Source organism: Marinoscillum sp. (assembly GCF_040222955.1).
Classification (GTDB): Bacteria; Bacteroidota; Bacteroidia; order Cytophagales; family Cyclobacteriaceae; genus Marinoscillum.
Window position 1 is genome coordinate 111,123 of the sequence record NZ_JAVKCA010000009.1, and the last position, 25,501, is coordinate 136,623.

At 45.7% G+C, this 25,501-nt stretch carries 13 protein-coding genes; all 13 read right to left on the reverse strand.

The window, feature by feature from the left end; all coding sequences use genetic code 11:
* Nucleotides 1–3: 3 nt before the first annotated feature.
* Nucleotides 4–1,209, reverse strand: coding sequence for a glycoside hydrolase family 88 protein (locus RIH33_RS08245; protein WP_406650377.1), 1,206 nt, complete (start codon nucleotides 1,207–1,209; stop codon nucleotides 4–6).
* A gap of 35 nt (nucleotides 1,210–1,244) precedes the next feature.
* Nucleotides 1,245–2,162, reverse strand: coding sequence for an ROK family protein (locus RIH33_RS08250; RefSeq protein WP_406650378.1), 918 nt, complete (start codon nucleotides 2,160–2,162; stop codon nucleotides 1,245–1,247).
* A gap of 489 nt (nucleotides 2,163–2,651) precedes the next feature.
* Complete coding sequence (locus RIH33_RS08255; protein ID WP_406650380.1) at nucleotides 2,652–4,010, reverse strand: alpha-L-fucosidase; 1,359 nt, start codon at nucleotides 4,008–4,010, stop codon at nucleotides 2,652–2,654.
* Between the two features lie 2 nt (nucleotides 4,011–4,012).
* On the reverse strand, nucleotides 4,013–4,786 hold the full coding sequence (locus RIH33_RS08260; protein WP_406650382.1) for a DUF1961 family protein: 774 nt from the start codon (nucleotides 4,784–4,786) through the stop codon (nucleotides 4,013–4,015).
* A gap of 207 nt (nucleotides 4,787–4,993) precedes the next feature.
* On the reverse strand, nucleotides 4,994–6,634 hold the full coding sequence (locus RIH33_RS08265) for a sulfatase (protein WP_406650384.1): 1,641 nt from the start codon (nucleotides 6,632–6,634) through the stop codon (nucleotides 4,994–4,996).
* Nucleotides 6,635–6,676: 42 nt separating this feature from the next.
* Entirely contained in the window at nucleotides 6,677–9,403 is a 2,727-nt protein-coding gene (locus RIH33_RS08270; RefSeq protein WP_406650385.1) for a hypothetical protein, read from the reverse strand.
* Between the two features lie 76 nt (nucleotides 9,404–9,479).
* Nucleotides 9,480–11,330 (reverse strand): hypothetical protein, encoded by a 1,851-nt coding sequence (locus tag RIH33_RS08275; RefSeq protein WP_406650387.1) that lies wholly within the window; start codon nucleotides 11,328–11,330, stop codon nucleotides 9,480–9,482.
* Nucleotides 11,331–11,743: 413 nt separating this feature from the next.
* On the reverse strand, nucleotides 11,744–13,393 hold the full coding sequence (locus RIH33_RS08280) for a polysaccharide lyase family 7 protein (protein ID WP_406650389.1): 1,650 nt from the start codon (nucleotides 13,391–13,393) through the stop codon (nucleotides 11,744–11,746).
* A gap of 141 nt (nucleotides 13,394–13,534) precedes the next feature.
* Entirely contained in the window at nucleotides 13,535–15,388 is a 1,854-nt protein-coding gene (locus RIH33_RS08285) for an arylsulfatase (RefSeq protein WP_406650390.1), read from the reverse strand.
* Between the two features lie 151 nt (nucleotides 15,389–15,539).
* A complete protein-coding gene (locus RIH33_RS08290) occupies nucleotides 15,540–19,580 on the reverse strand; it encodes a two-component regulator propeller domain-containing protein (RefSeq protein WP_406650392.1) in 4,041 nt (1,346 codons plus the stop codon).
* A gap of 136 nt (nucleotides 19,581–19,716) precedes the next feature.
* Complete coding sequence (locus tag RIH33_RS08295) at nucleotides 19,717–21,027, reverse strand: alpha-L-fucosidase (protein ID WP_406650393.1); 1,311 nt, start codon at nucleotides 21,025–21,027, stop codon at nucleotides 19,717–19,719.
* A gap of 34 nt (nucleotides 21,028–21,061) precedes the next feature.
* Complete coding sequence (locus RIH33_RS08300; RefSeq protein ID WP_406650395.1) at nucleotides 21,062–22,726, reverse strand: hypothetical protein; 1,665 nt, start codon at nucleotides 22,724–22,726, stop codon at nucleotides 21,062–21,064.
* A gap of 85 nt (nucleotides 22,727–22,811) precedes the next feature.
* The gene (locus RIH33_RS08305) at nucleotides 22,812–25,169 is read right to left on the reverse strand and encodes a GH92 family glycosyl hydrolase (protein ID WP_406650397.1); all 2,358 of its coding nucleotides are present in this window, start codon (nucleotides 25,167–25,169) and stop codon (nucleotides 22,812–22,814) included.
* Between the last annotated feature and the right edge of the window lie 332 nt (nucleotides 25,170–25,501).

The following is a 25,501-nucleotide window of genomic DNA, read 5'->3' on the forward strand; positions in this document are numbered from 1 at the left end:
CGGTTAAACCGGCTTCTTTCCTTCTCTGATCCTCTTGAGTCTGGTGAGCCCCTCTACGTAATAGTAATCTGCATAGATGATGGAATAATCTATCTCACTGCCATTGGGATAATGCCCGGTGGAATGCCTTAAAAATGCTGGCTTACCATCCTCAGGGCAGTACGCTGCAGAAGACAGCTCCTCCAACATGGCAATGGCCTTATTCCGGTACTCTTTTGCCAACTTCTCATCTGAATATTCTGCCAGCTCCAGCAGCGCTGAAGCCACCACTGCTGCGGCCGATGCGTCTCTGGGCTCATCCGGGATACCCGGTGCCTGAAAATCCCAATAAGGGATTAAATCCTTAGGAAGTTTATCCAGATAAGGTCTCGTAACTTTTTGCGCAAAGTCTAAAAATTTAGGGTCTTTTGTCTCGCGATAAACCATGGTATACCCATAGATGGCCCAGGCCTGCCCCCTGGCCCACATGCTCTCGTCGCTATACCCCTGATGTGTTACTCCTTTGATTTTTTCACCTGTCTCACGGTCGTACACCACTACATGATAGGAGGTATAATCAGGTCGGAAGTGGTTCTCCATGGTGGTTTCAGCATGGTCTACGGCAATATCGTATAAGGAGCTGTCCCCGCCATTTTTAGAGGCCCAAAACAAAAGCTCCAGGTTGATCATGTTGTCCATGATGGTATTGTGATTCGGCCACTCCATATTGGGCACAGGTCGGGGCCAGGACAGTATCGTTCCGACGGTAGGATTATACAGCGTGGCTAAAGTATCTGCGGTTCTCAAGATCACCTCTTTGTACTCAGCGTTTCCTGTTAGTCTATAGCCATTACCAAAGCTATTGAACACCTGAAATCCAAGGTCATGATCGGTAGCCACCTTTTCTGATAGCGGCTTCAGGTACTGGGTGAAATGATCAGCCACTTCTTTCAACTTTGGTTGCTGATTGTACTCATACAGATACCACAATGTCCCCGGCCAAAAACCACTGGTCCAGTCGTGGTAGGTCACATAGTTCCATTCTTTGCTATCCGGAGCGATATTTCTGGGGAGGGATTCCCTGTCATCGGGAATTTGGCTGAGGGTCTGATCGGCCTGCTTTACGCAATACTCAAGGCTCTGATCCACTTCAAATACTTCCTTTTGCTTTTGGTGACATCCATAGGAGATCAAAACAACACAAACTAAACCCAATGTCTTTCTAATCATCGTATTAATATTTCATGGCACGAAGCCTGTTATTCTTAATTATTAACTAAAAGTGCCGCTCCAAAAACCCCTGCACTATCTCCGAGAGAAGGCTTGAGGACTGGTGCATTAAATTCATTGTTAAACACATGCTGAGCGATGGCAGCTTTGCCTTCAGTGTAGAGTTCGTCCACATTGCCCACACCACCCCCAATCACGATCACATCCGGATCCAGTATATTGATCACCACGCTCACTGCCTTACCAAAACCCTGCACAAGCCTCCGGAGGGTGTCTACAGCCACTTGATCAGTCCCCATCCTGGCATCGTGCACAATCTCTTTCAGGGGCTTTTTGAATCCCGTCCGGGACTCGTAGTACCACTCCAGGGAAGGTCCGGAAAGAATGCTTTCATTGTCCCCGGACTTGCCGCAAAAGCACTCCCGACCCTGAAAACCGGGCAGTTGATTGTGTCCCCACTCGCCACCGATACCATGGTGGCCATTGATCACCTGGCCATTCACCACTACTCCACCACCCACGCCTGTGCCCAAAATGACTCCAAACACTACTTTTGCATCCGGGTACTCGGTGTTTACCACCCCCATTTTGGTCTCAGCCAGGGCAAAGCAGTTGGCATCATTGGCCATGATCAGTTCAATGCCTAACAATGCTTCCAGGTCCTTTTTTACCGGCATCCCATTCATCACCGTTGCGTTGCAGTTCTTCATCAATCCTTTCCGGGTCAATGTTCCAGGGGTACCAATGCCCAGTTTGGAAGGTGTATGACCGATGTGAGCGACCATTAATTGGTACAGCTTGTCAATCTGTGACAACACATGCCTGTATCCATTGTGAGACCCGGTAGGTACCCTTTCACGGAAAAGCACGTTTCTGTCCCGGGCATTATCCAGTACCACACCTTCTATCTTGGTGCCACCCATATCCATCCCCCAAAGTGATTCGTCGGTCATCGTTACTGTACGTCTTGCTTCAGCTGCCTGTAGTATTTAATTGTCTGGTGTTGTCATTCCTGAAAATGTCCGGAAAACATGCTCTTTTTGCTTACTTTCAGAATTGGTGCGGAGCCCAAAGTGCCGTGAGCAATCGATCAAAACTGTGGGAACAATGATCGGTGTATTGGCCAAAAACCGATATGAATTATCAGCCATTGCCCATAACTTATGATTCAATAAGTATATTCTGAGTGTTTATGGGCTGTTTTTGGGTTATCTGGGGCCATTATCTATGCGCCTGCGCTACTAACACCAAACTCGGGGGGAATAGGATACTCAGGTTCCATCAAATGCGGCCTGCAAGTATGAAAAAGGTGAAGAATGATATCATGACTGCTTTCTGCCAGACAAAAAAAAGGCCTCATGCTAAAAGCACGAGACCTCAATTTCCCACCACTCACAACCAACAACCTAAAAATCACCGAGGTGTGGGATTTATTGCTAAAGCTAAAGCTCAATCTTAATCACCGAAACCGCGCCATCCACGGCTTCTGTGGGTAGTGCTATACCAGACTCATCAAAGGATAATGCCCGAGTAGTATCCGCCAAAAGCGAAGCCTTCTTAATCTTGATCTCAGGGTTGATCTTTAATACCCCATCTTCGGGCCAGTTAAAGACATGGGCATAGATCACACCGTCTTTGGTGGTGTATCGTCCCCACTCAGGCCGATCGTAAGGGCTGGCACTCGCTCCATATAAGGCCTCCCCGTTAACATCTATCCAATCGCCCATTTCCCTTAGTCGCTCTACACTCTCCGGCGGAAATAAACCCTGTGGATCAGGGCCAATGTTGAGTAGGAAATTTCCACCTTTAGACACGATATCAACCAGCTTCTGAATCAGGTCTTCGCTGCTCTTCCAGTTGGTATCTGATGGCTTATAGCCCCATGAGCCGTTCATCGTCATACACGACTCCCAGTCTGCATCTATACCTGTGGCTGGTATCTCCTGCTCGGGCGTACCAAAGTCTCCCGCAAAGTCACCCTCCATATCCATGCCTTCCATACCCATGCGACCTTTGTCCACGCGATTGTTGACAATCGTACCTGGCTGCATGTCCAAAATCATTTGGTACATCTCTTTGCCCATCTCAGTGGTATAATCAGGGATCCAGTCCCCATCAAACCACACCACACCTACGTCTCCATAATTGGTGAGCAATTCCTTCACCTGAGGCTTTAAGTAGTTTTCATAGTATTTAGGAAACTCGGGATTGAAAACCGACTGATCCTTCTGTCCGGCATTGTAATTTGGATACAGGGGACCCTGTGCCTGCGGGTGATGCCAATCCACGATGGAGTGATAAAAGCAAAACTTGATACCGGCTTCTTTACAGGCTTCCGATAGTTCTTTGATAATGTCGCGCTTGAATGGAGAGGAGTCCATGATGTCATAGTCTGTAACCTCCGAATCCCAAAGACAAAATCCGTCGTGGTGTTTAGAGGTGATCACTATGTACTTCATACCAGCATCCTTGGCCATGTCCACCCACTTCTTAGCGTCAAATTCAGTAGGATTGAAGTTGGCTACCACCTCGTTTTCATAATCCTCAATGGTATAATCCAGCTTATCCATGATCCATTCTGCACCACCTTTGCAAACTTCGCCATTGCGCTCACCGCCCGGTACGGCATACGCACCCCAGTGGATAAACATCCCAAATTTGGCATCACGCCACCAGGCCATCCGTTCATCGTCACTGATGACTGCCTCTTCTTCGACCTTACTTTCTTCCTTTGCCTTTTGCTGGCAGGCAGCCCCGAAAAGTACCAGGGCCACAAATAAATAGTTTGCTGCTTTCTTCATCTTTACTGTTTAGTGTATACTTTAAAATTTTTGTACATGGCAGAGCGTGTAAACATATGTCGCAGCCCAATCCGGCCTTCCGGCACCGGGGTAACGCCCGACAAGTCCCATTCGAATACCTTTTCCTGATCGTTTCCTTCCACCTTGAGTACTAGCCATTTTGAGGTTTTCGTCCAGGTGAGGTGATAGGTTACACCCGGCAAAAACAACCCTGTTCGCTCATAGGCTGGAGTGACTTCCGTATCCCCAAAAGTTTCCTTATTACTGGCCGGATAGCGTCTCACCCGTAGGTAATCATTGCCAGGATCTTCGTTTACCATGGGAAAAGCGGCGTAGCTGATGTGAATGGTATTCATGTTGAGCCAGTATTTGCTCATAGTTGGTATCCTGCGGTAGTCATTCCATTCTGTGATGTCCTTGCTAAACTGCCCCTCACCAATTCCCGTGGCCTGAATAAACAAAATATTCACGTTGATCACCTGCTCTTCGGTTCGTGTGTAGTCGTATTCGATTTTCACATCGCCCTCAAAGGACGGTTTGGTCCAGAGTACTGCATGGTGTGCATCGTTGTGATTTTCAGGGCCTGCACTGAAAGTCATACCCTGTTCTGAGTTTTCGATGGTGGCCATTTCACCATCCAAAAACCACTGGTCAGTCCAGTCTGCGGTACAGGAATCCGAGAAGGCTAAAACCCATGATTCTGAGTTAACTTCCTTTTGCTGCCCAGGGGAACACCCCAGGTACATCAGGAACAAAACAACTACGACTATTTTCATTAAATGCTGCAATACCAATAGCTTTTAATAGCCCGGGAGGAAAGCCATATCCAAGCTATGGATTCCCTGCCAAACCTAAATTTTCAACGCTAATTTCGGTATTTCCAGCTTTGCAGGTTATAACTAATGGACCGTATACGATCAATTATTGTTCAATTAATGAAATTTCAGCCTATCAGGGCATTTGTTCAATAAATCACTTTTCTACTACCAGAAGTCATTACCCTTCTCCACCATCATGTTCTTATACTTTTCAATAAAAACACTATCCAGCTCAGTTGAATCCTGGTATTTCACACGCAATTCTGATAGCTTGATTTTCAGCTCATTGAGTACTTCTGCATAAGCAGGATCATCAATGACATTGTTCATTTCCTGTGGATCATTGATGCGGTCATACAGTTCCCATTCATCCACGTCAAAATAAAAATGGGCGAGTTTATATTCTTTCGTGACAATCCCATAATGACGCTTGACCATGTGCACACTCGGGTATTCATAGTAGTGGTAATACACGGCATCACGGTCCCATTTTTCATTCTGCCCTGTCAAAAGGGGCATCAGATTCTCTCCTTGCATATCATCCGGCGGCAGTATGCCAGCAGCACTTAGGAGCGTCTGGGCAAAATCGAGGTTCTGTACCATTTCATCCTCTACCGAACCGGCTTTGACCTTGCCTGGCCAGCGAACCATCAAAGGAGTCTTGAAAGATTCGTCATAGATAAATCGCTTGTCAAACCAGCCGTGTTCTCCGAGATAGAAACCCTGATCAGAGGTGTACACCACAATGGTATTTTCAGCTAATCCACTTTCATCCAGATAGTCCAGCACGCGGCCCACATTGTCGTCCACTGAGGAAATGCAGCCCAGATAATCCTGCATATATCGCTGGTACTTCCACTGCATTTTTTCCTCCTCTGTAAGTGAAGGCCAGTTTTGCTCAAACCAGTTGTTTATGGAATCGAGAACAGGGTCGTACATGGCTTTCTGCTCCTGAGTAGCTCTGCCATAAGGGCCGTAAAATCCATTTTCGAACTCCTCCACTTTAGGTAATGCCTTGTCACCCATTTTTTCCACGAGCTCAGGCCTGATTTTGCTGTCGTGGCTGTACATCATGTGGGTAAGCAGGTTCATCTCAGCGGTATTCGCCGCGGTACCCCGGTTTTTATAATCATCAAAAAGGCTTTCAGGTTCCGGGAATATTTTCTTCGTAAACTCGGCAAACTTATCCGCCCTTGGCCACCAGGGACGGTGCGGGGCCTTGTGCATGTACATCATCATGAAAGGTTTGTCCGCATCACGTTTTTCTTTGAACCAGTTCAGGGTAAGATCTGTGATCACATCAGTGACATAGCCCATAATAGTGGTATCGCCCGCTGACGTATTGAAATCAGGGTTGAGGTAGTAGCCCTGCCCCGGAAGGATCATGAAATCGTCCACACCTTTTGGGTTGTTGCCAAAGTGGAGCTTACCAAACATGGCTGTTTGGTATCCATTGGCCTGAAAAATCTGCGGAAATGTAACCTGCGTGGTATCGAATGGCATCAGGTTATCGATCTTCCCGTTGATATGTGTATGCTTTCCGGTCAGAATGGTAGCCCGTGATGGCGCACAGATCGAGTTGGTCACACTGGCATTGGTAAACAGCATCCCCTCTTCGGCCAGGCGGTCGATATTGGGGGTTTCAATCAACTGGCTGCCATAAGCGCTGATGGCCTGATAGGCATGGTCATCAGACATGATGAAAAGGATGTTGGGACGTTTCGGTTCTTGGTTTTCCTCTTTTGGTGGGTTGCAGGAGCAGAGCACCAAAACGCCAATTACTGTCTGTAAAAACTGAACTTTCATACTTTCACTTATTGAAATTTTTAACTTCATTTTCAGCCACCATTAATCAAATGTGATCTCCCTGTAACTCCCGGAATCATACTGCCTTTCACTTGCTCCATTGCCAATGCTCACAGCAACCTCGTTATCGAGCATGAGTTTGCCACCATTGTACGTCAGCACCACATTGCCTGTTTCCTCAGTGGACAAGGTATATCCATGACCGTTCAGGGTAGTTCCGTTCCCCATAAAAAGGATCAGACTGCCATCTTGCGCTCTACCGACCAATGCGTAAGCAGCATCACTGCTCATATCCTGATACTTGGCCTCTTTTCCATCTTTGCATGAAAAGACATAGTCTATTCTGCCCGATTGATGCACGACCTGCACACCTACAAAATCATCTGTGGCATTTTCATCTTCAAAGCCATCGATGCTGACAATACTCCTGCCCTCCCCTGACGTGTAGGGCTCATATACCGAAACAAAAGGATGTGACCAGGCTTCGCCATGCTGCCGTGCAGCAAAAGTGAGATAAGGCTGCTTATCGACATCATAAGGTAATCCTCCATTCCCTCTAAAGGCTTTATTGGGTGGGCTTTTGATGGAAAACACTTCACGGCCTTCTGTACCTTTCATCCACAGATTCATGAAGATATCCTCCTCTCCCTCAGGCATGTCTATCTTCCATTCCACCTGATAGTCCTTATCCGTTTTTATCAATTTTTTATCCCACATATAGTCCAGCGCATAGAGGTGCCCCCCGGCAAAGGCCATTTCCTCATTTGGACTGAGGTCTAAAGGCTTACCGGACTCATCCATCAACTCCATCGATTGCCCAAGGTTATGATAGTAGTAATCGTGAAACTTATCTCCCTTGCGCTGCTTCTTTGAGCGAAAAATATCAATGTAGTAACCCGTAGCTTCCCCTGTCTTCACAATGCTTACCAATCGGCTCTGGTCGCTGCGGGTTTCCGGCTCCAGAAAGTACACATCAGAATAGGTGATCTCAGAATAATAGCCTTCCATTTTTTCTGATTTGGGGTACTCACCCATCAGGTCAAACGCATGATAGCTCAACATTTCCGTGTAGGAAGAGGCCCCATCTACCATCACCGTGTTGTGTGCCGGAAACTGTGAGTAATATTCCAAATAAATCGGCTGAAGGTAACCCGCTCCCTTACCGGGATCGGCTCCCTGCACAAAGCCCTTTCCGTATAGCTCCATGTTGATGCCATTGGCGTGCATGTGATTTCCCAAAGAGCCATTGAGCGAGACCATCATGCCGTCCCGGTCTTCGCCCATGCGCTGCACGTGCCAGCTCACGTTGGGCGCATAGAAAGTCTGGGTGATATAGTCACCTCGGTTTCCTTCTTTGTATTTGGGGTTAAGTTCCAATGGTTTGGATGCAAAAAATGAAGCGATATCAGCACGTGATTTCTGAAATTTCTCACTTTCCTCATCTTCGACAAGCAGTCGATACATCGCCGTGTATGCCTTTTCACAATCCTGATCACCACTTTTCTGAGCGATCCTGATCATATCACTGATGGGCTCGGTAGTCACAGGCCCATAATAGCTGTCACCAAAAGCCACCGTTTGCCCATTAGGGAAAAGATACTGTGGCAGCATTCGTACCGCCTCATCCATCACCGGCATATAGGGCAGCAGGTTATGATCGAAGGTATTGTAAAAGTCCACCATAAAATTGGTGAGGTCTTTGGTCACGCCCTGGGCATAGCCCGGGCACTCCGCCCATACGCCATTCTCTGAATCATAACCGTATTCCAGAAACTTAGTGAGCGACCACTGCCGGGCAGAAGTCACATTGAGGATGTAGTTGATGTAGTACTGCCGGCCCTTACCGTCTTCATAGTTTTCATCGTCCTGCAAAACCATGGCGGCCTTCAGGATGATTTTGGCCTGATGCAGGTTCCAGTTGTTTTGAGGCACGCCGTTTTTGATGATCAGGTCATTCCATTTCTTGATGGTGGCGTCATAATAGCTGATCTTCTCTTGCTGGTTTTGCTCAATATATCGATGTAAAAAATCATAGAGCTCCGCCACCTCAGTCAGTATGCTTTCGTGAATCACCTGAAAGCACGTTAGGCCCACCAGCGTTTGAATGTGTCCATTGAGCAGGTCAATCGGCTCACTGCGATAATACATACCCATCATGTAAGTATCGAAGATATCGAAGGCAAAACGGGCATAGCGCTCATCGCCTTCCAGCCAATATAAAAACGCCGCATCTTTGGCAAAACCGATAATCCGTTGATTGTGTCGATGTATGATACCCCCTGTCTCTGCCTGACCGACCCATTCCAGGGGATTCCCTTCCCTGGTTTTGTTTTGCAGATACAAACCCCGCTCATCGTCCATATAAGGAATGATGTCTTCCAACTCCGGCATCACATAATCCGTGGTGTAATCGCGTGATCCTGTAAAGCGAACAGTGGGTACTGGTGCCTCACCATCGGCATGTGAATAATAGATGCCATTGACATAGACATTGGTGGCTTTGCTGGTCCAATACATCTGCAGACGTGACACCATCCATTCCGGATCACTGACATGACGCTCCACATGCTCATCTATCCGTTTGTGAATGCCCGCGAGCACGTCCTTTGCCCATTCCTCTTTTCGGATGGTTTTCTCCAGCTCCTCCCTCTTCTCCTCCGTAATGTAAATGCGCGGATACCCCTTTTCCAGGTTTGTGGGCAGGGGAATTTGAGCGTTGCTCAAAAGTGAGAGCAAAATCAGGGTAAAAAGTAATGTTAGTTTTTCCATGCTCAATATTTTATTTTGTGGTGCGATTGGGGTTCTTCTGTTGCCATCATTTGCAGCCCCAAAACACACATCAGTGTCAAAAATTTGGGGTAAAGCGAACCGTAATGCGGCCTTGCGATAAAGGTTGATTGAAATCCACACCCACACGAAACGCCGGAGCACCTTCACGTAAGTGCGCTACCGGAACCTGCTCTCCTTTCAGGCTAAACTGGCCACTTTCTGAGAAAACCTCAGCCTTTACGCTCATCCCATTTTCCGTAAGGACTATCGTATGATCATCTATGATTTCATATTCACCCAAAGTCATGATCGCCGTGCCAAACATGACCGGTTTTGACGTTGAAAATTCATCGGTAATGGTAATGGTGCCCGTGCCGGATTTATCATGCTCCACCTTTCGGATCAGTTTCTCCAGAGCCGGAATTTCATAAGCCGGCTTTAAGTCCATCACCAAACGGTCACTGCCTTTTTCAAAATCTGTTTCCAAAATTTTACCTGCGAACGCTCTGCCATTAGACTGCAACTGACCATCAATTCTCGGTAACGGATGCCCCCAGGAACTGCGTGCCGGGTTGTCCTTAGCAAAAGCACCGGCTATGTACGATGGTGCGCCAATATCGCCACTGACAATTTCATCACCCAGGGCTATCACATAACTCCCCACATCACTGTGATTGTGATTTTCAGCATTGTGACCCGCTTTTATGGAAATAGAAAATGGTATCGGCTGCTGCCCCCGGGAAATCATCACACCGTAATCGTCGAAATACGTGACTTCCGGTAATTGAAAATCAGTACCCGCTTCCGCAAGGTAATTTTTAAAATCAGCACCCAATACGATGGCCTGTACCGCCTCATCAGGCTTAAAGTAGCTGGGTTTTCTGGTTTGGTAATACTTGGCTGCCATCACATAGGCAAAATTGTCGCTGCCACTTTTCACATGCGTTACCCCATCCGAAAACGGAGAATACAAGCCGGGATGAATCTGAAAAGCCTCCGGAAAATCAGCCACACGCTTTAGCTTCACTGAGTCGCTAAAGGTGAAAAGGTCAATCTGCCCGTCGGTATAATCATAGAGAATTTCGGCCAGGTAGAGATAATGGCCAAAACCGTAATTCCAATAGCCGGTGCCTTCAGAACAGTAGCCATCTTCACCAAATCCAGACATGTAATACCTCATGCTGTTGATCGCACTACCGATGGCCGCCGTTCTTTCCTGCAAATCCTCAGAAGCCACCATAATGGTGAAAAGCGACCCACTGGTACACACAGAATTCCAGTTGCTCGTGGTGCGTATCCACTGATTACTTTCGGGGTCCGACTCTTTGGTCGATTTTAAGTACGAATCGGTAATTCTCCATCGCAGTTGTTTGTTGATTTCATCTCGTAATTCTTCCGATAGTTTATCCTCCAGCACCGCATCGGCCAATGCCAGTACCAAACCAAACTTTCGGGCACCCAGATCGATATGCACCCTCTTTCCTTCCAACACGGTATTTTGGTCATCGTCGTGATTGGGGTGCAGCCATGACTTCATAGCCAGGATAGCTCGTATATGTGCTTCTGCGGGCTCCAGAAAGCGGCCTTTATTTTCGATACATTCTGCTAAAATGTATTTCTCTAAGCGATCCATCGTTCGGTAATACCGTGGCTTATAGATCCCACGGTTTCCTTCCTTGTTGGCTCTTCTGTAAATCTCATCGCTGATGGGCACTTCCGGATCACGCTCTATTAATGCTTCTGCATCCTCCAAATAGTATTTACCCAAATCTGTCTGACCAAAATCTTCCCAGTAGGTACGATGGGTATAAGCAGGTGCTGGCTGATATGGCTCTTTGGGCACCACCTCCCTGAGCAACGCCAGTTGTTGCTCATTCGGGTAAATAGCATCCCCACTTACCAAAGTCAGGTATGCTTCTATATCCAAAGGTTTACTTTCCTCATTTTGCTTCTGTGTGCATTGAACCAACAACAATAGGGAACATATCAAGGCTGGGATGTAAGGTGTTTTCATGGTTTTATCATTGAGGTTTACCCTTCAGGTAGTTGATGGACATCAAAACATAACAGAAAGCCGGCGGCCACGAACAACCTTTTCATAGCATGAGGTTTTCTATTACAGGACAAATCAATGACCATTATCCAGCCACAAGTTCAACATCTGCAGGGCTTTGGAATATAACAGACTATTCAAGAACTATCAATTATGATGCATTGCTTGGCACATGATCATGGATCCTCAAAAATATCCTTCAGCTCTTTGCGACCGACATGATAAGGCATAAAAAAGAGCCGTTCCAATAATTGAAACGGCTCTCCAAAATGGTAATAAATAATTGATTAGTCCTTAATAATCCTGCTTGTTTGGGTCTTACCATTCAATGAGTATTGGAAGAAATAGACACCCCTTTCCAAATCGGTAACATCTACATTTACCTGATGGCTACCCTGACTCAAAACATGTCGCTCAATACTGCGAAGCACTCTGCCGTCCAAGCCCAATAGCTGCCCATGGAAATAGCTTTCCTGATCGATTGTAATGTCTACTGTAAATGATCTGACTGTTGGATTCGGATATACAGTAATTAACCCATCGCTTTGCTCCAGACCTATAGAGGCATCTATCCGAGAGGAAGATCCCGTACATGTTATGACATTAAGGGAGCTGTTATAAACCAATGCTGCGTGTGTCACATCATCCACACAGAAATTCACGGTAACGCCCCCTTTTTCTGTGGCTGAAGTTAACAAGTCTACAGTTCCTCCACTGCCAGTAGTACCTGACACAGTTTCATTAAAAGTTCCCGAAAAGGTGCCAGTCACATTGGCTCCAGAAACAGGAGATCCGGAATCATCCAGTATCGTTACAGTTGCCAAACCATGCTTTTGGCCTTTGCCAGCACCCTGAGAACCGGTGACAATGTTGGAAACGTACAAATCCGTACCCTGTCCTACGCTATTACCAGTAATAGTGACAGTTGCTGAGGTCGCAGATGCAGATTGGTTATCAGTAGCCACTGCGGTGAGGTTGTATGATCCAACGCCTACCACCCAGTTTGTCGAGAATGGACTTGAGGTATCGATACCGACACTGCTTCCGTTGACAAAAAATTCTACCTGACTGACCGTACCATCACTATCAGCAGCATTGGCCGTAATGGATAGGTTATCCCCTTCATTAAATGAAGCTCCATCCGCAGGAGAAGTAATACTTACACTGGGAGGAGTATTTCCTGGTGATCCACCCGGTCCGTTATGCAACTCATCAAAATAAGCAGTTGCTTCACCATTGTCCTGCAAATACACACCTGCTTTCCAGTAACTCGGATATGACCAGTATGAAACATCCATATTGACTTTCTCCACACCCTGAAAATTGATGATCATGTTACCACCTACCAGCTTGATTTCACAATCGAAATACCCACCAGGATCAGCCCCAAGGTCCACATGGGTGGTCGCCTGACCTCCTGCGTCAGTCTTAATCGCTGCCCATATATGGTTGACCGGAGACTTTGTCTGATGCTTGTAAATGCGAAGGAGAGGTTTATTCGGGCCATTCCCGGCATTGGCATCATCGTGGATTTGCATGACAGTGACTTGATCACACGTCTGCTGTACAATGTCAATTCGCCCAAACAAGGTTTGATCAGATGCCGTAAGGTCCCAGTTTCTCAGGTCTCTTAGTTCCGTCCTGTTGCTGGACCCGGACTGATTGAACGCTACCTTATCACCATCGGCCACATAAAACCAACTTGAGGTATAGCCATTGATTAAATCAGACTGAGTAGCTGCAGTAGAGCTGGTTGGGGCCTGCAATTTACATTCTCCAATAAAATCCTGAAACCTGGGAATGTCATATGGTGCACTATAAGTTTGGGCTACGGCACTATTTTCGAGAAAAAAGAAGGCAGATAGCATGAATAAACTGGCCGCTACTGGCCGAAAAAATCTGACTCGAACAGCCTTTAAAGTATTTGTTAGATTCATTTTAGTTGTCTTTAATTGGTTAGAGTTCAGTAATCCGGTTAGGACTACCCTGTTCATTGTATCCATGGATTGGTTACCAATAATTAGTCGACTCGTGAACATTCGTTAACGAGATAGGATCAGGAAAACGAAACTTTCATTTTAGCGCCTTTCAATATGGACATAGTACGCACCCAATGTTTCTCCAGAATCCAACGTGAACCATGTCTGCAGTTTGCTTTCGCCCGCTTTCAGGTCTATTTCAAATTCCACAAACCCGGCACTGGGCTCCACCACTTGTATTACATCCACGTCCTGGATTTGAAGCCTTGCCTGCGATATGGTTAATGCTGTACTTTCCACACTTTCGGTAACACTTGTGCCTGGTAGCGGTGTTCGCACTGCTGCTTTTTCGTTCAAAGCCAACTGAGTTTCCTCCGGCCATCTGCGAAGCTTCACGCTGTACTTCCCACTTTCCTGAACATTGACTAACCAGTATCCATTGTCCTTGTAGGCTGTACGGATATGGCGCTGGTGCCATGGACTTGCCTCGGCTTCTGTATGCCAATCGTGAGCGACTAACCTGGTGGGATTGTCAGCGCTGTGTCCTACATAGAGGTAAGGTTGATCTTCATAGGTGGGTGAAAGCTCTGCCCACCACTGATCATAGTAATCCCTGTAGGCTTGTACTTTATCAGGGAATTGGTCTGCGATATTCTCCCGCTGTTCCGGATCTTCCTCGAGGTTATAAAGTTCCACGCCATCCACCAACCGCCATTTTCCCTGCATCAGGGATGTTCTCCTCCATGGCTCAGGCTTCTCAATGCGCTGTGAATTGGCAATCACAATCCGGTCCTTGAATGCAGCGTTATCTCCTTTGATTAAGGGCACCAAACTTTGACCATCGAAGGTTATGTCACCTCCGGTTTCCAGACCACATAAGTCCACAAGGGTTGGCAATACGTCGTAGTGAGCTGTCAGCTCATCAATATCCTTTCCCTGATTGATTTCACCTCCATCCCACCGAATGAACAGCGGCACCCGGTGGCCGCCCTCATACTTACTGGCTTTCAAGCCCCGCATTCCTGCATTAAAGCCCTTGCTCATAAAGCCATCTAACCGATGTCCATCCATCGTGGCCCCTTGAGCGGTGCCGTTATCAGTAGTGTAGACAATAATGGTGTTGTCCAACCGACCGCTCTCCTTCAGGAAGTTCAGCAGTCTGCCTACATTTTCATCAATGTTGCGAATCATCCCCAGAAACGGGGCACTCGGAATGCTGTCGTTGCCCTCCAGATCCTTATAATATTTGTCTTCCACAAAATAGGGTGAGTGGGCGGTATTGGAAGGTAAGTAACAAAAGAAGGACTCGTCCTTTTTCGAATCAATCCATTTGATCGCCTCTTCAAACCAGATATCGGCACTGTAACCTTCATACCGCTGCAACTCTCCGTTGTGGATGTACATATCATTGAAATAGTCATTGTCCCAATAATCCATGGTTTGCTCCATACCTCCTCCTCCATGTGTCAGTACTTCATCAAAACCTCTATCCTGTGGCCGGAAGGGATAGTTATCTCCCAGGTGCCACTTACCAAAAATTCCGGTAGCATAGCCATTGTCTTTAAAGATTTGTGCTGCGGTAGTTTCACGCTCCAGCAACAGGGACCGACCATTGACGGTATGCCAAACCCCGGTACGATTGCTGTGGTGCCCAGTAAGTAAAGCCGCCCTTGTTGGTGAACAAGTCGGGCTCACATGATAGTCTGTAAACCGAACACTGCTGCCGTGCAGCTCATCAATGTGAGGGGTTTGGATAAAGGGATTGCCCAGGGCCGAAATATCACCATAACCCTGATCATCGATCAGGATGAGTATGACATTGGGCTTTTTTGCAGAGGTAGTCTGAGGTGAACAAGCATGAAGCATCAAAACCAAGGTCAGAACACATACCCCCATCATTGAACGCAAAACGTACCCGGATGCCTTACTCACTGCTATTTTAGAATCTGTCATTGGGAGCCTGTTGAGTGGTTTAATTAAAATTGGTTTGACTAAGAAGGATAATTTCACTCCTGACAAAGCTGGTCATAACCTGAAAACCTGCCTATCACATATCGTTCATATGTTATAAACAATGACTCTACAATTCGGCTATCTGGTGGATCTATTTGATCAACTCACTCGGTGCACACCCGAATTGCTTTTTAAATCGCCGGCTGAAGTAGAGCGGATCATTGAACCCAACAGAATTAGCCACTTCAGAGACGTTGTAGTTCCTCGTTTTCAACAGTGAGGCTGCTTTTTTCAGGCGTATGGTTCTGATGAACTCATTGGGTGACATATCGGTCAGTTCGGTGATTTTCCGATACAGTTTGGATGAGCTGAGTGCCAATTCTGAACTTAAAAAAGCCGGAGTTAAATCAGGACTTCCAAGGTTCGTCTCAATGATGTCCTTTATCTCAGAAATCAGATCAATGTCAAGTTGTGAGTGCGCCAGGCTGGTCACATCACTCTCGGTTTCATCAGAAAACCGTTGTTTGAGTTCGAACCGGGTTTTAATAATATTATCTATTCTGGATTTTAACAATGAGGGATCAAATGGCTTGACCAGGTAACCATCCACTCCTATTTTATACCCTTTGATTTTGTTTTCATTTTCACCCAAAGCCGTCAGCAATACTATGGCCGTGTGACTGATCTTTTCATCGCTTTTAAGAGCTTGTACAAACTCAAAGCCGTCCATTACCGGCATCATGACATCCACCACACAAAGTACCGGTTTTACTTTGCGACAAAGTTCGAGCCCCTCCTTGCCGTTTTCTGCACCATACGTCTTATAGTAGCCGGAAAGAAACTCTATCAGATAATTTCTCAGCTCAGCATTGTCATCAATGACCACCACAGATGATTTCACATCTGTATTGGTCTTAGGTGCAATGTACGTACCCAGCGCATTCAATGATTGGGTAGATTCCAGTGATTCCTTTTCCTGTTCACTATCAACTACGGTTGAAATCTCATGGCTTTCAAACGCGGTTTTGGAGATGGGCAATTCTACGGTGAAGATACTTCCTGAATCTGTCGTGCTTTTAACAGCAATGCTCCCTTTGTGAATCTCTACCAGGGATTTGACAAGAGAGAGCCCGATACCAGTACCTGTTGTGCTCTCTTTGCTGTTGTTTGCCTGATAAAATCTGGAGAAGATCTTTTCCTGACTTTCAAGTGGAATACCAATACCATCATCGCTCACTTCTATCAGCAGGGTCTTGGAGTCGTTCTCTTTTACACCCACAAACAGGTCAACATGTCCGTGGCTATTGGTAAACTTGAGCGCATTGGAGAGCAAATTGTACAGTACTTTATTGTACTTATCCACGTCTATCCAACATACGATGGACTCATCCTCTACATTAAAATTGAAGTTGATGTTTTTAGAATGCGCCAACTCCACGAAGGAATAAAAAATGTTGTTGGTATATGGCAGGATGTCAACCTCTGCCACTTTTAACTTGACCTCACCCGCTTCTGCACGTCTAAACTCAAGAATCTGATTCACCAGTCTCAATAACCGGTTAGTGCTGTGATTGATCAGGTTAGCCTTGTTTCTGATGAATTCATTGCTGTTTTCATGATCCAGGATTTGTCTGACCGGCCCAAGTATTAAGGACAGTGGTGTTCTTAGTTCATGAGAAATATTGGTGAAGAATCTTAACTTTTCATTGTTGAGTTTTTCATCGCGCTCACGTTGAACTTTTTCGGTCAGGAGCTCTTGTTTTAGCTGAACACGAAATTTGATTTGTTTCCGCGTGAAATAGCCCATCAGCACCAAAACAAAAACCATCAATGCAATTCCTTTATAACTCACCCAAAAAGAAGGCAATATTTCAATACTGTAGGAAGAAACTTCACTCCATTTGCCATCACTATTACTCGCCCGTATCTTAAAATTATAGTCTCCGTGAAGCAGGTTGGTATATTGAACCGTCCTGGAGTTACCACTGGTTTCTATCCAATCGTCATCAAAGCCTTCCAGCATGTACTGAAATTTATTCAACCGCTGATTGGAATAGGAAGCTGAGGAAAACTGTATGGAGAAGTTTCTGTTTTCATGGTTAAGAATCACTCTTCTGGAGTAATTCAGGCTTTTATCAAGCGGTATTTGCCCATTTAACTGTACTCCAGGCAAAACCAGCTCATTATTTACTTTGAATTCGGTAATGATTGGCTTTGGTGACCACTCGTTTTCCTGAATATTCAGTGGAGAAAAACTGATCACTCCGTTTTTACCTCCTAAGTAGATCTTCGAATTATTGAAATTGTAAAAACCGCTGGAGCTAAATACATCGAGCCGGTTGCCACTGTTTACGTTGTAAATATTGGCTTGATTATTATCCACATCATACCTGGATATGCTGTTGTTGTTCATGTTCAGCCACAAATACCCATTGGCATCTTCTACAATATCTGTCACCCACTTACCCTTCAATTCTTTGGGTTCGGATATTTGCCTGAACGTGTTGCTTTCTGAATCAAAAACGCCCAAACCTTTTCGAGTAGCTGCCCATATTACCCCTCTGGAATCAATGAATACATCACTTACATTTTCATGTGGCAGTCCTTCATTGGGTCGAGAGTCGTCTGTAAAAACATGAAATTCCTTCCTGGCCAGATTATACCTAACCACGCCACCTTCGGTAGCAAACCACAGGTCGTCAGAATCAACTGCCATCTTATTGATGTCAAACTCGGGCAGTATATGAGTGATTGGTTTCAAAGTTTGCTTCTCCAGAAGCTTTGCACCCTCTCCATGGGAGCATACGATCAATTTGTCCTCATGCTGCGCAAAATCAAAAACAGGAGTATTGCTGAAGCCTACATCTAACAATCTGGAATCCCTTTTGAGATAATCAAACACCAGTATCTTCCCATTCCATAAACCACAATAGAGTGTTTTACCGTCGGGTGAGTAAATGCTCGCTATGTCAAAATTTCCATTAACAAGAGGGACTAAACCCTCACTGGAAGAAATAAACAGACCATTGTGCCTGGTAGCTACAACCACTTCATTGCGATAGGTCTTAGTAAATCCTCTGATTCTTGGCACCTGGTTATCGATGTACCTGGATATGTCTTTGTTAATCTTAAATTGATTTTCGTAAGGGTCGTATTTATCCAGCCCCTCTTCGGTACCAATCCACAGAACTCCCGATGTATCGAAATGCAAGGCCGACACGAGATTATCCACCAGGGATTCATCTTCAGACAATACTGAAAAGTACCACTGAAAATTACCCCTGCTGATCTCCTCCAGGTCATCGCATACCAGCAAACCACCCAGTGTACCTACCCAATATTTACCATCAGGCGCCTGAGCCACACATAGAAAATAGGGCCCCAACTTTTCACTTACTTTGTCATCAGGGATCTGTAGGTTCCTAAAGCCATTCTGGGCCAGGTCAAACTTGTATAGCCCCTTGCGTGTCCCCACAAAAACATCCCCCTCTGCGTCCTCATAAATAAAATACAAATAAGGGTTGGTGACGGTAGATCCGGGTACCTTCAATGTAAAATACTCGATTTCGGATATTATACCTGTCCCTCCCAGTTTCACCTTTGCTACACCTGCTGTTTCAAAGGAACCTATCCATATATTTCCATTGCGGTCTTCGAAAATCCCCTTCACATAGTTAAATCCTTCCAGAGGCACTTTGGTAAAGGCGTTTTTGTCAGGCTCAAACAAGTACAGCCCGGAATCTTTTGTACCCACCCATACACGGTCAAACTGATCCAGGTAGATGGAGCGTATTTCCTCATCGGGCAAACTGTTCGGGTCCTCACTCTTGGACAAGTAAGTGGTAAACTCATAGGTATCCAGCTTCAAATGAGACAAGCCCCTGCGTGTACCAATCCACAAACTATTAGAGGCACTGTCTAATTTTAAAGCGGTAATATCATCGTTGTACAATGTATTATTGGCTTCATCATTGCTCAGGTAGTTTTTGAACTGAAATCCATCAAAACGGTTAAGTCCGTAAAATGTGCCTAACCAAATAAACCCCTGCTCATCCTGAACAATATGTCTGATGGAATTATGAGACAGGCCATCTTCGTCGTTATAATGTTCAAATTCTATATGCTGAGATAGCGCATAAGAAACCGACAGGGTCAATAAAAATACCAGGGCTAAACGTTGTTTAATCAGCATGCCGCATTACCATTTAATTCCCAATTCCAATTCTCATTCTTTCCATCTGCTATTTAACAGCTCCAACCATCCTGTGAAAATTTTAAAAGACATTAATTATACCCTCTAATGTAAGACCTTTTCGAATTTTCATTTGTCAAGGTTGAACAAACTCCACATTGGTCAGCTTTATCACAATAGGATTTGGCCAGATCTTGTCGTTATAAACCCGCTGGGCTCTGGTGACAGATAATTCCAAATTATGAGATCGCTGACTGAATAATGATACTGGTTTATTGTCAGGTGAATATTCGACCACCAGATCATTTTGACCCAATACAGACATTTCAGTATCCTCCGTAACCCTGATGCTCTCAGTATAAAAAAGCCTTCGCCCACCCTTGAACCACTCTGGTTGATTCGTAATAAAAACATAGGCTGTATTTTCCTCTTTGGCCCTGGTAAACCACAAATCACCTTCTTTGATTTTACCAGGCACCGTTCTTACATTTTTTACAGCTTCATTGTTAACAAACATCCAAAGGGCAATTTCACGCAATCGCTCCTCCTGCTCAATGGGTAGTTCGCCATTGGGTTTGGGGCCTACATTCATCAAAAAATTACCCCCTTTGGCTCGGATCTCAATCAACTTGTTTATCAAATCCCCACCGTCTTTGTACACCTCATTGGTTGGTTTGTAAGCCCACTGTGTACCCATCGTCATACAGGTTTCCCACGGTCCGGGCATGGGGCTATCCGGGATTTTCTGCTCTGGTGTATTCATCTCTCCACGGGTTACTACCACCTCAGGATACTTTTCATGCACATATTGTACGAGGTTCCTTTTAGAGAAAGAATCGAAAAATGCAAAATCAATCTTCCCATAATTGGTGAATAATTCATCCACCTGCTTCTTCGCATATTCAAACAGCTCCTCGTTTTCAGTAACCTGCGTCATAGGCCCTTTTCGTGAAATCAAATGCCCTTGTTGATAGATGAAACTAAAATCCTCCGGAGAATAATAGAAGCCGACTTTGAGTCCAAATTTTCGCAAAGACTTCACCAGCATACCGGTAATGTCCTGGCCGTAGGGGGTATTCATAATATTAAACTCGGTGGTCTTCGTATCCCACATACAAAACCCATTGTGGTGTTTGGTGGTGAATACAACATACTCCGCTCCGGTGAGCTTAAATAATCTGGCCCATTCATCCGGATCAAACTTATCGGGATAAAATGTTTTCGGCAGTTCATTCATGTACCGCTGAAGATAATCCTCCGAAGCGCCTACCATGGAGTGGCTAATGACGCTCCCGAGCTGTGAATCCATGCTCCAGTGGATGAATATCCCAAACCCCATGTCCATGAAGTCTTCTTCCAGTTCGGGCCTGTTTTTCAGCTGACTGAAAAGAGAAATACTGACTAAACACATCAGAAAGGTCATCAGGGACTTTTTAAGCTTGTTCATGGTTTGAATATTTTATCGTTTAATTAATTGCATTCTACATTCCTAAATCACCATCCAGCAATGGCCAGGAATCAAAATCTCTATCAAGTTGGTGATCATCTACTGACACCATCACCCACTGATTTTTCTCTGCCTTTACATCGTAACCCAATAAAGGGCCTCCGGGAAACTTAAATTGATGAGTCAACATATCAGGGTCTGGGTTTTCGGTGATTACTTCCCTGAATACGCCTGCTGCCGGGACATCCTCAAACACCGCCACCAATCCAAGTTGATCCGTGGAGTAAATGATAATGCTCACGTCGTTTGGGCCTGAATAAGCAGACCAGGCTCCTTCGCGAGCCACCTCCTGCAGGTGAGGAGGAACGGACACAGCACCTGCTGCACAGGCGAAATTTTTATAGACTCCTGTGTTGTTCCAATGCATGAAATCATCACCGGGCCCGGAGAGGTGGATTATTTCAGACAGGTGATCAGCAGTGTCGTTGAGAAAAAGGCAAACAGGCCTGGTTACAATCTCTGATTTCTCGCCCCGGTTGACACCTCCGGCACTCAGCAGAAAACCCTGGCCTGCGCTGCTGATCTCAGGGGAAGCCGCCGGGCCATGTCCCTGACGCACAAAATGTCCGCCGCGTTTCTCAAAAAGCATCTCCACAAACCGATCAGCCGGACGGTAAGGCATGCATGCCCCCATCAATGAATGTATGATGGCCACCCCGATGTTTTTGTCATATTGCTCAATGGCCAGGTAGCTCAGCCAGGACTTGATAAATGCCCCATGATAATCTGTAGTGAGCTCCCTGATGTTTGTTTTTTCGTACCTCCTCCGCATTGGCGGGAAATGCTTCAAGTTGAGGCTATTAAGCGCATAGCTCCAGTTGATATAATCGAGCACCTCTCTGGCTGTGTTGCGCACTTTTTCAGACGCAAATGCTTCAAGATTGAGCAACGCAGTGATGGTATACCCCAAATATGGAATAGAATTGAACTCGTAAAGCCCATTGGTTTTCATCTCTTCCATGAGGGATAGTAGCTTTTCCTCCATGCCATTGGCTACATTGTCATAGTAGCGCTCGGTATTGCCCTCCAACCGTACCCACCTGTTTTTGAGATACCGTGAACCTTCGGTCATCAGGATGTGATTCTCAGTCTCCATGACCAGACCTAATGTTCTGGGAACTGTATAGCTAAAACTGCCTCCGTCCTCCAGCAACAGAACCTCCAACAGGTGCTTTTTTGTATCGGGATATAGGATGTCCGGCTGCTCACCAAATTTCCAGAGGATGGTCGTCAGAATGGTGAGGGTAAAATCATAATCTCCCTTCGGGTTCAGGCCCCATGAAGAACCACAATTCCCCCAAACGGTCATGCTTTGTAAAATGGTATTTACTTCCGGGATATCTTGCTTCAGTAACAACCGGGCAAGTAAAATTCTGGTGGCATTCCCCTTTTTAACCAGCATCTCCGCTGTTACGGGCATTTGAGCCATGACCTGGTAAATACTATCAGCAAAAGCTGATTCATTTTTCCATTCCCGGGTCCGTTCATGAGGAACAGCAATGTTTCCGGGCTTCAGCGTTACCTCACGGTATTTAACAGGACCTAAAATCTGCGATTTGAGCTGAATGTTGTTCACTAAAAACAACACCGCCACACCAAACAGCACGATATACTTTGCTACAACCTTAACCTTCACCATGCTCCAATTTTAGTTATACATACTAACCTTTGTTAGGCATATCCAGCTCATTCACAACTTCCCATTTCCTCTGAACTCGCAGGCATTATAGATCACTATTGATTTCAGTCGTCGCCATGTCAGGAGTGCTCGTGGATCTATCTGTCATGCGCAGTGTGAGGCTGCCGCCTGCTGTGATTTGTCCATGACTGATGGTATATCCATTGACCAGTTGGTTATTCCATTCTACCGATTCTACATAGACATTTTCATCGCTGTTATTGATCGATTCAATGGTAAAAGTGGTATCGGAGTAATAATCCGGATTCAGCTCTATGCGCACCTTGTCAAAAATGGAGCTGCCGATTTGGTATTCTGGATTTTCATCCACTCCGCCATTCATTTGAAACAGGCCTATTTTCATTAACACTGCCAGGCTTCCCATCAATCCCTGATCCTCGTCTCCATTATAGCCCGTGGCTGGAGATAAACCACTAAAGGTTTGATCTACCACACTGCGGGACCAGTATTGGGTTAAGTCGGGCCTACCCATTTTGTGAAAAACAAATGCCGTCTGTATAGAGGGTTGATTGCCGTAGTTAATCGGGATCCTTCTGTACTCAGGGTGCTCTTCTACATCGTGGGATGTGCCAGCTGTAAAGCCCAGTTTCATGGCCTCTACGAATTGAGCGTTGAGTTTTTGCACGGCCTTTTCGGAGCCTCCCATCAGGCTGGCCAGTCCCTCTATATTGTGGGGCACAAACCAGGTGGCCTGAGCACTGTTTGCTTCTACAAAGCCCACTTTGTATTCGTAGGGATCAAAATTCTCCTGCCATTTGCCATCAACATCCCTAGGGCGCATCCACCCTGACCCTTGGTCGAATACATTTCTGAAGTTTTCAGAGCGTTTTAAGAAATACTCATAATCTGCCTGATGACCCAGCCGCTTTGCCAGCTGTGCGAGGGTCCAATCCTGATAGGCATACTCCAGCGTAAGGCTTCCTCCGTCCTGATGTCCCCCAAATTTCCCATCAGGGAGTGGATAAGGGACAAAACCATTTTCTATGTAGTATTTCAAACCTCCACCTAAACTGGTGTCATGCTCATAACCTGCCTTTTCCATGATCCCACCTGTCACATGGTTCTTTTTCACAACCTTGTAGATGTGTTCCAAATCCTCAGCAATCAATCCTTCCTGAATAGCACTCACAATAAAAGGCGTGCTGGATGCTCCTGTCATTACATAAGTATAGTTTCCTCCAGATGGGCCCCGTGGGATTAGCCCTCCGTCTTTTTGATACTGCAGAAGTGAGTGCACAAACTGTGCTTTGATTTCAGGATAAACCAAGCCCCACAGGGTATTGATGGTCCACTGCGCTCCCCAAAAGGAATCAGAGTTAAAATGATTGAATTTAGGCTGGCCATTGTCATCCAGGGGTAATTGCCCCACTCTGAAAGTAGTGCCGGTATTGTCCGGATAAGCACCGTTTACATCACTGATAATTCTTCGCCCCTGCAAAGCGTGCCACAAGTCTGTATAAAATCTTCTCTGGTCTGTCTCGGTGCCTCCCTCCACTTTGATTCTGCCCAATAAGCCATTCCATTCATTTTTGGACTGAGCCACCACCGCATCAAAATCCCAGTGAGGTAACTCCTCCCGGATATTCAATGCTGCGTTTTCTACAGAGGTGTAGGAAATTCCCACCTTCATGAGTACAGCCTCCTGCTTTGTACTGGCAAGCCTCACCAGGTAGTTGCCTGTGGTTTCGTCTTGATCCACAGAAGCAATGTCTGTGTTCAGGATTACCTTGAAAAATACGGTTACCGGCTTAGGTCTTCTTCCGGTTGCACCCATGACTACTTTACCGGAAAGCTCATTTTGATTGTCTTTCCTGATCCCTCCGTCCGTGTTTTCACATGGGCCGAGCATCGTGTTGAGGTTAAACAATACACCTGCCTGATCTGCTCCGGGAAAACTGTATTGATGTAGCCCCACGCGGGTGGTACTCGTGAGCTCAGCGGTGATTTGGTATCTGTCAAGCGCTACGTAATGATAACCCGGAGACATCTTTTCGGTTTCATGGCTAAACCTAGAATAAAAGTCCTGGTAAACCGTGCTTTTATTCCCTTCTGATAAGGTGACTGGCATTACAGAGACTCCAGACATTTGCCACGCATGAATGTGGCTAAATCCTTTTATGGTATCCGTTTTATACCTGTAGCCACTTCCCCAGGCACCGTCAATTTCAGTATCAGGACTGAGGTTGACCATACCAAAAGGCCTGCTGGCAGATGAAAAGAAAAACCATCTGGAATTCTCGGTATCTAAAGCAGGATAAACCAGCTCGGAGACAGATTTCTCCTCTTCTAATTTGTCTACCGTTTTTACTTTCAGTTTGCAAGACCCTGTTATCACTAAAACCAGGCATACAAAAATTTGTATATATAATTTGTGCTTATGCATGTATTTTCTCTTTAAACAACAGGAGTGAAATTTTTCATGAAGTCACGAACGCAACACGAACAACACCCCTGACTTTCCACTCCCCTCCGGAAAACATTACTCATTTGATGTTTTCATGGGCACGATTTTTCCACCTTATCCTGAGATGGACCGAAAACCTCATGTACCATCTGACCATCATTTTACAAGCCTTCGACTCGTGGGTTGTAGCAGGTTTCACTCTTTTGGAAGACTGCTAAATCAGCATCTGATTTCAGCATACTTTGCCTCTTCCTTCTACTCTAAAGGAATCTTGACCGAATGAAACATTTGCTATGGTGAAGTGTAAAAAG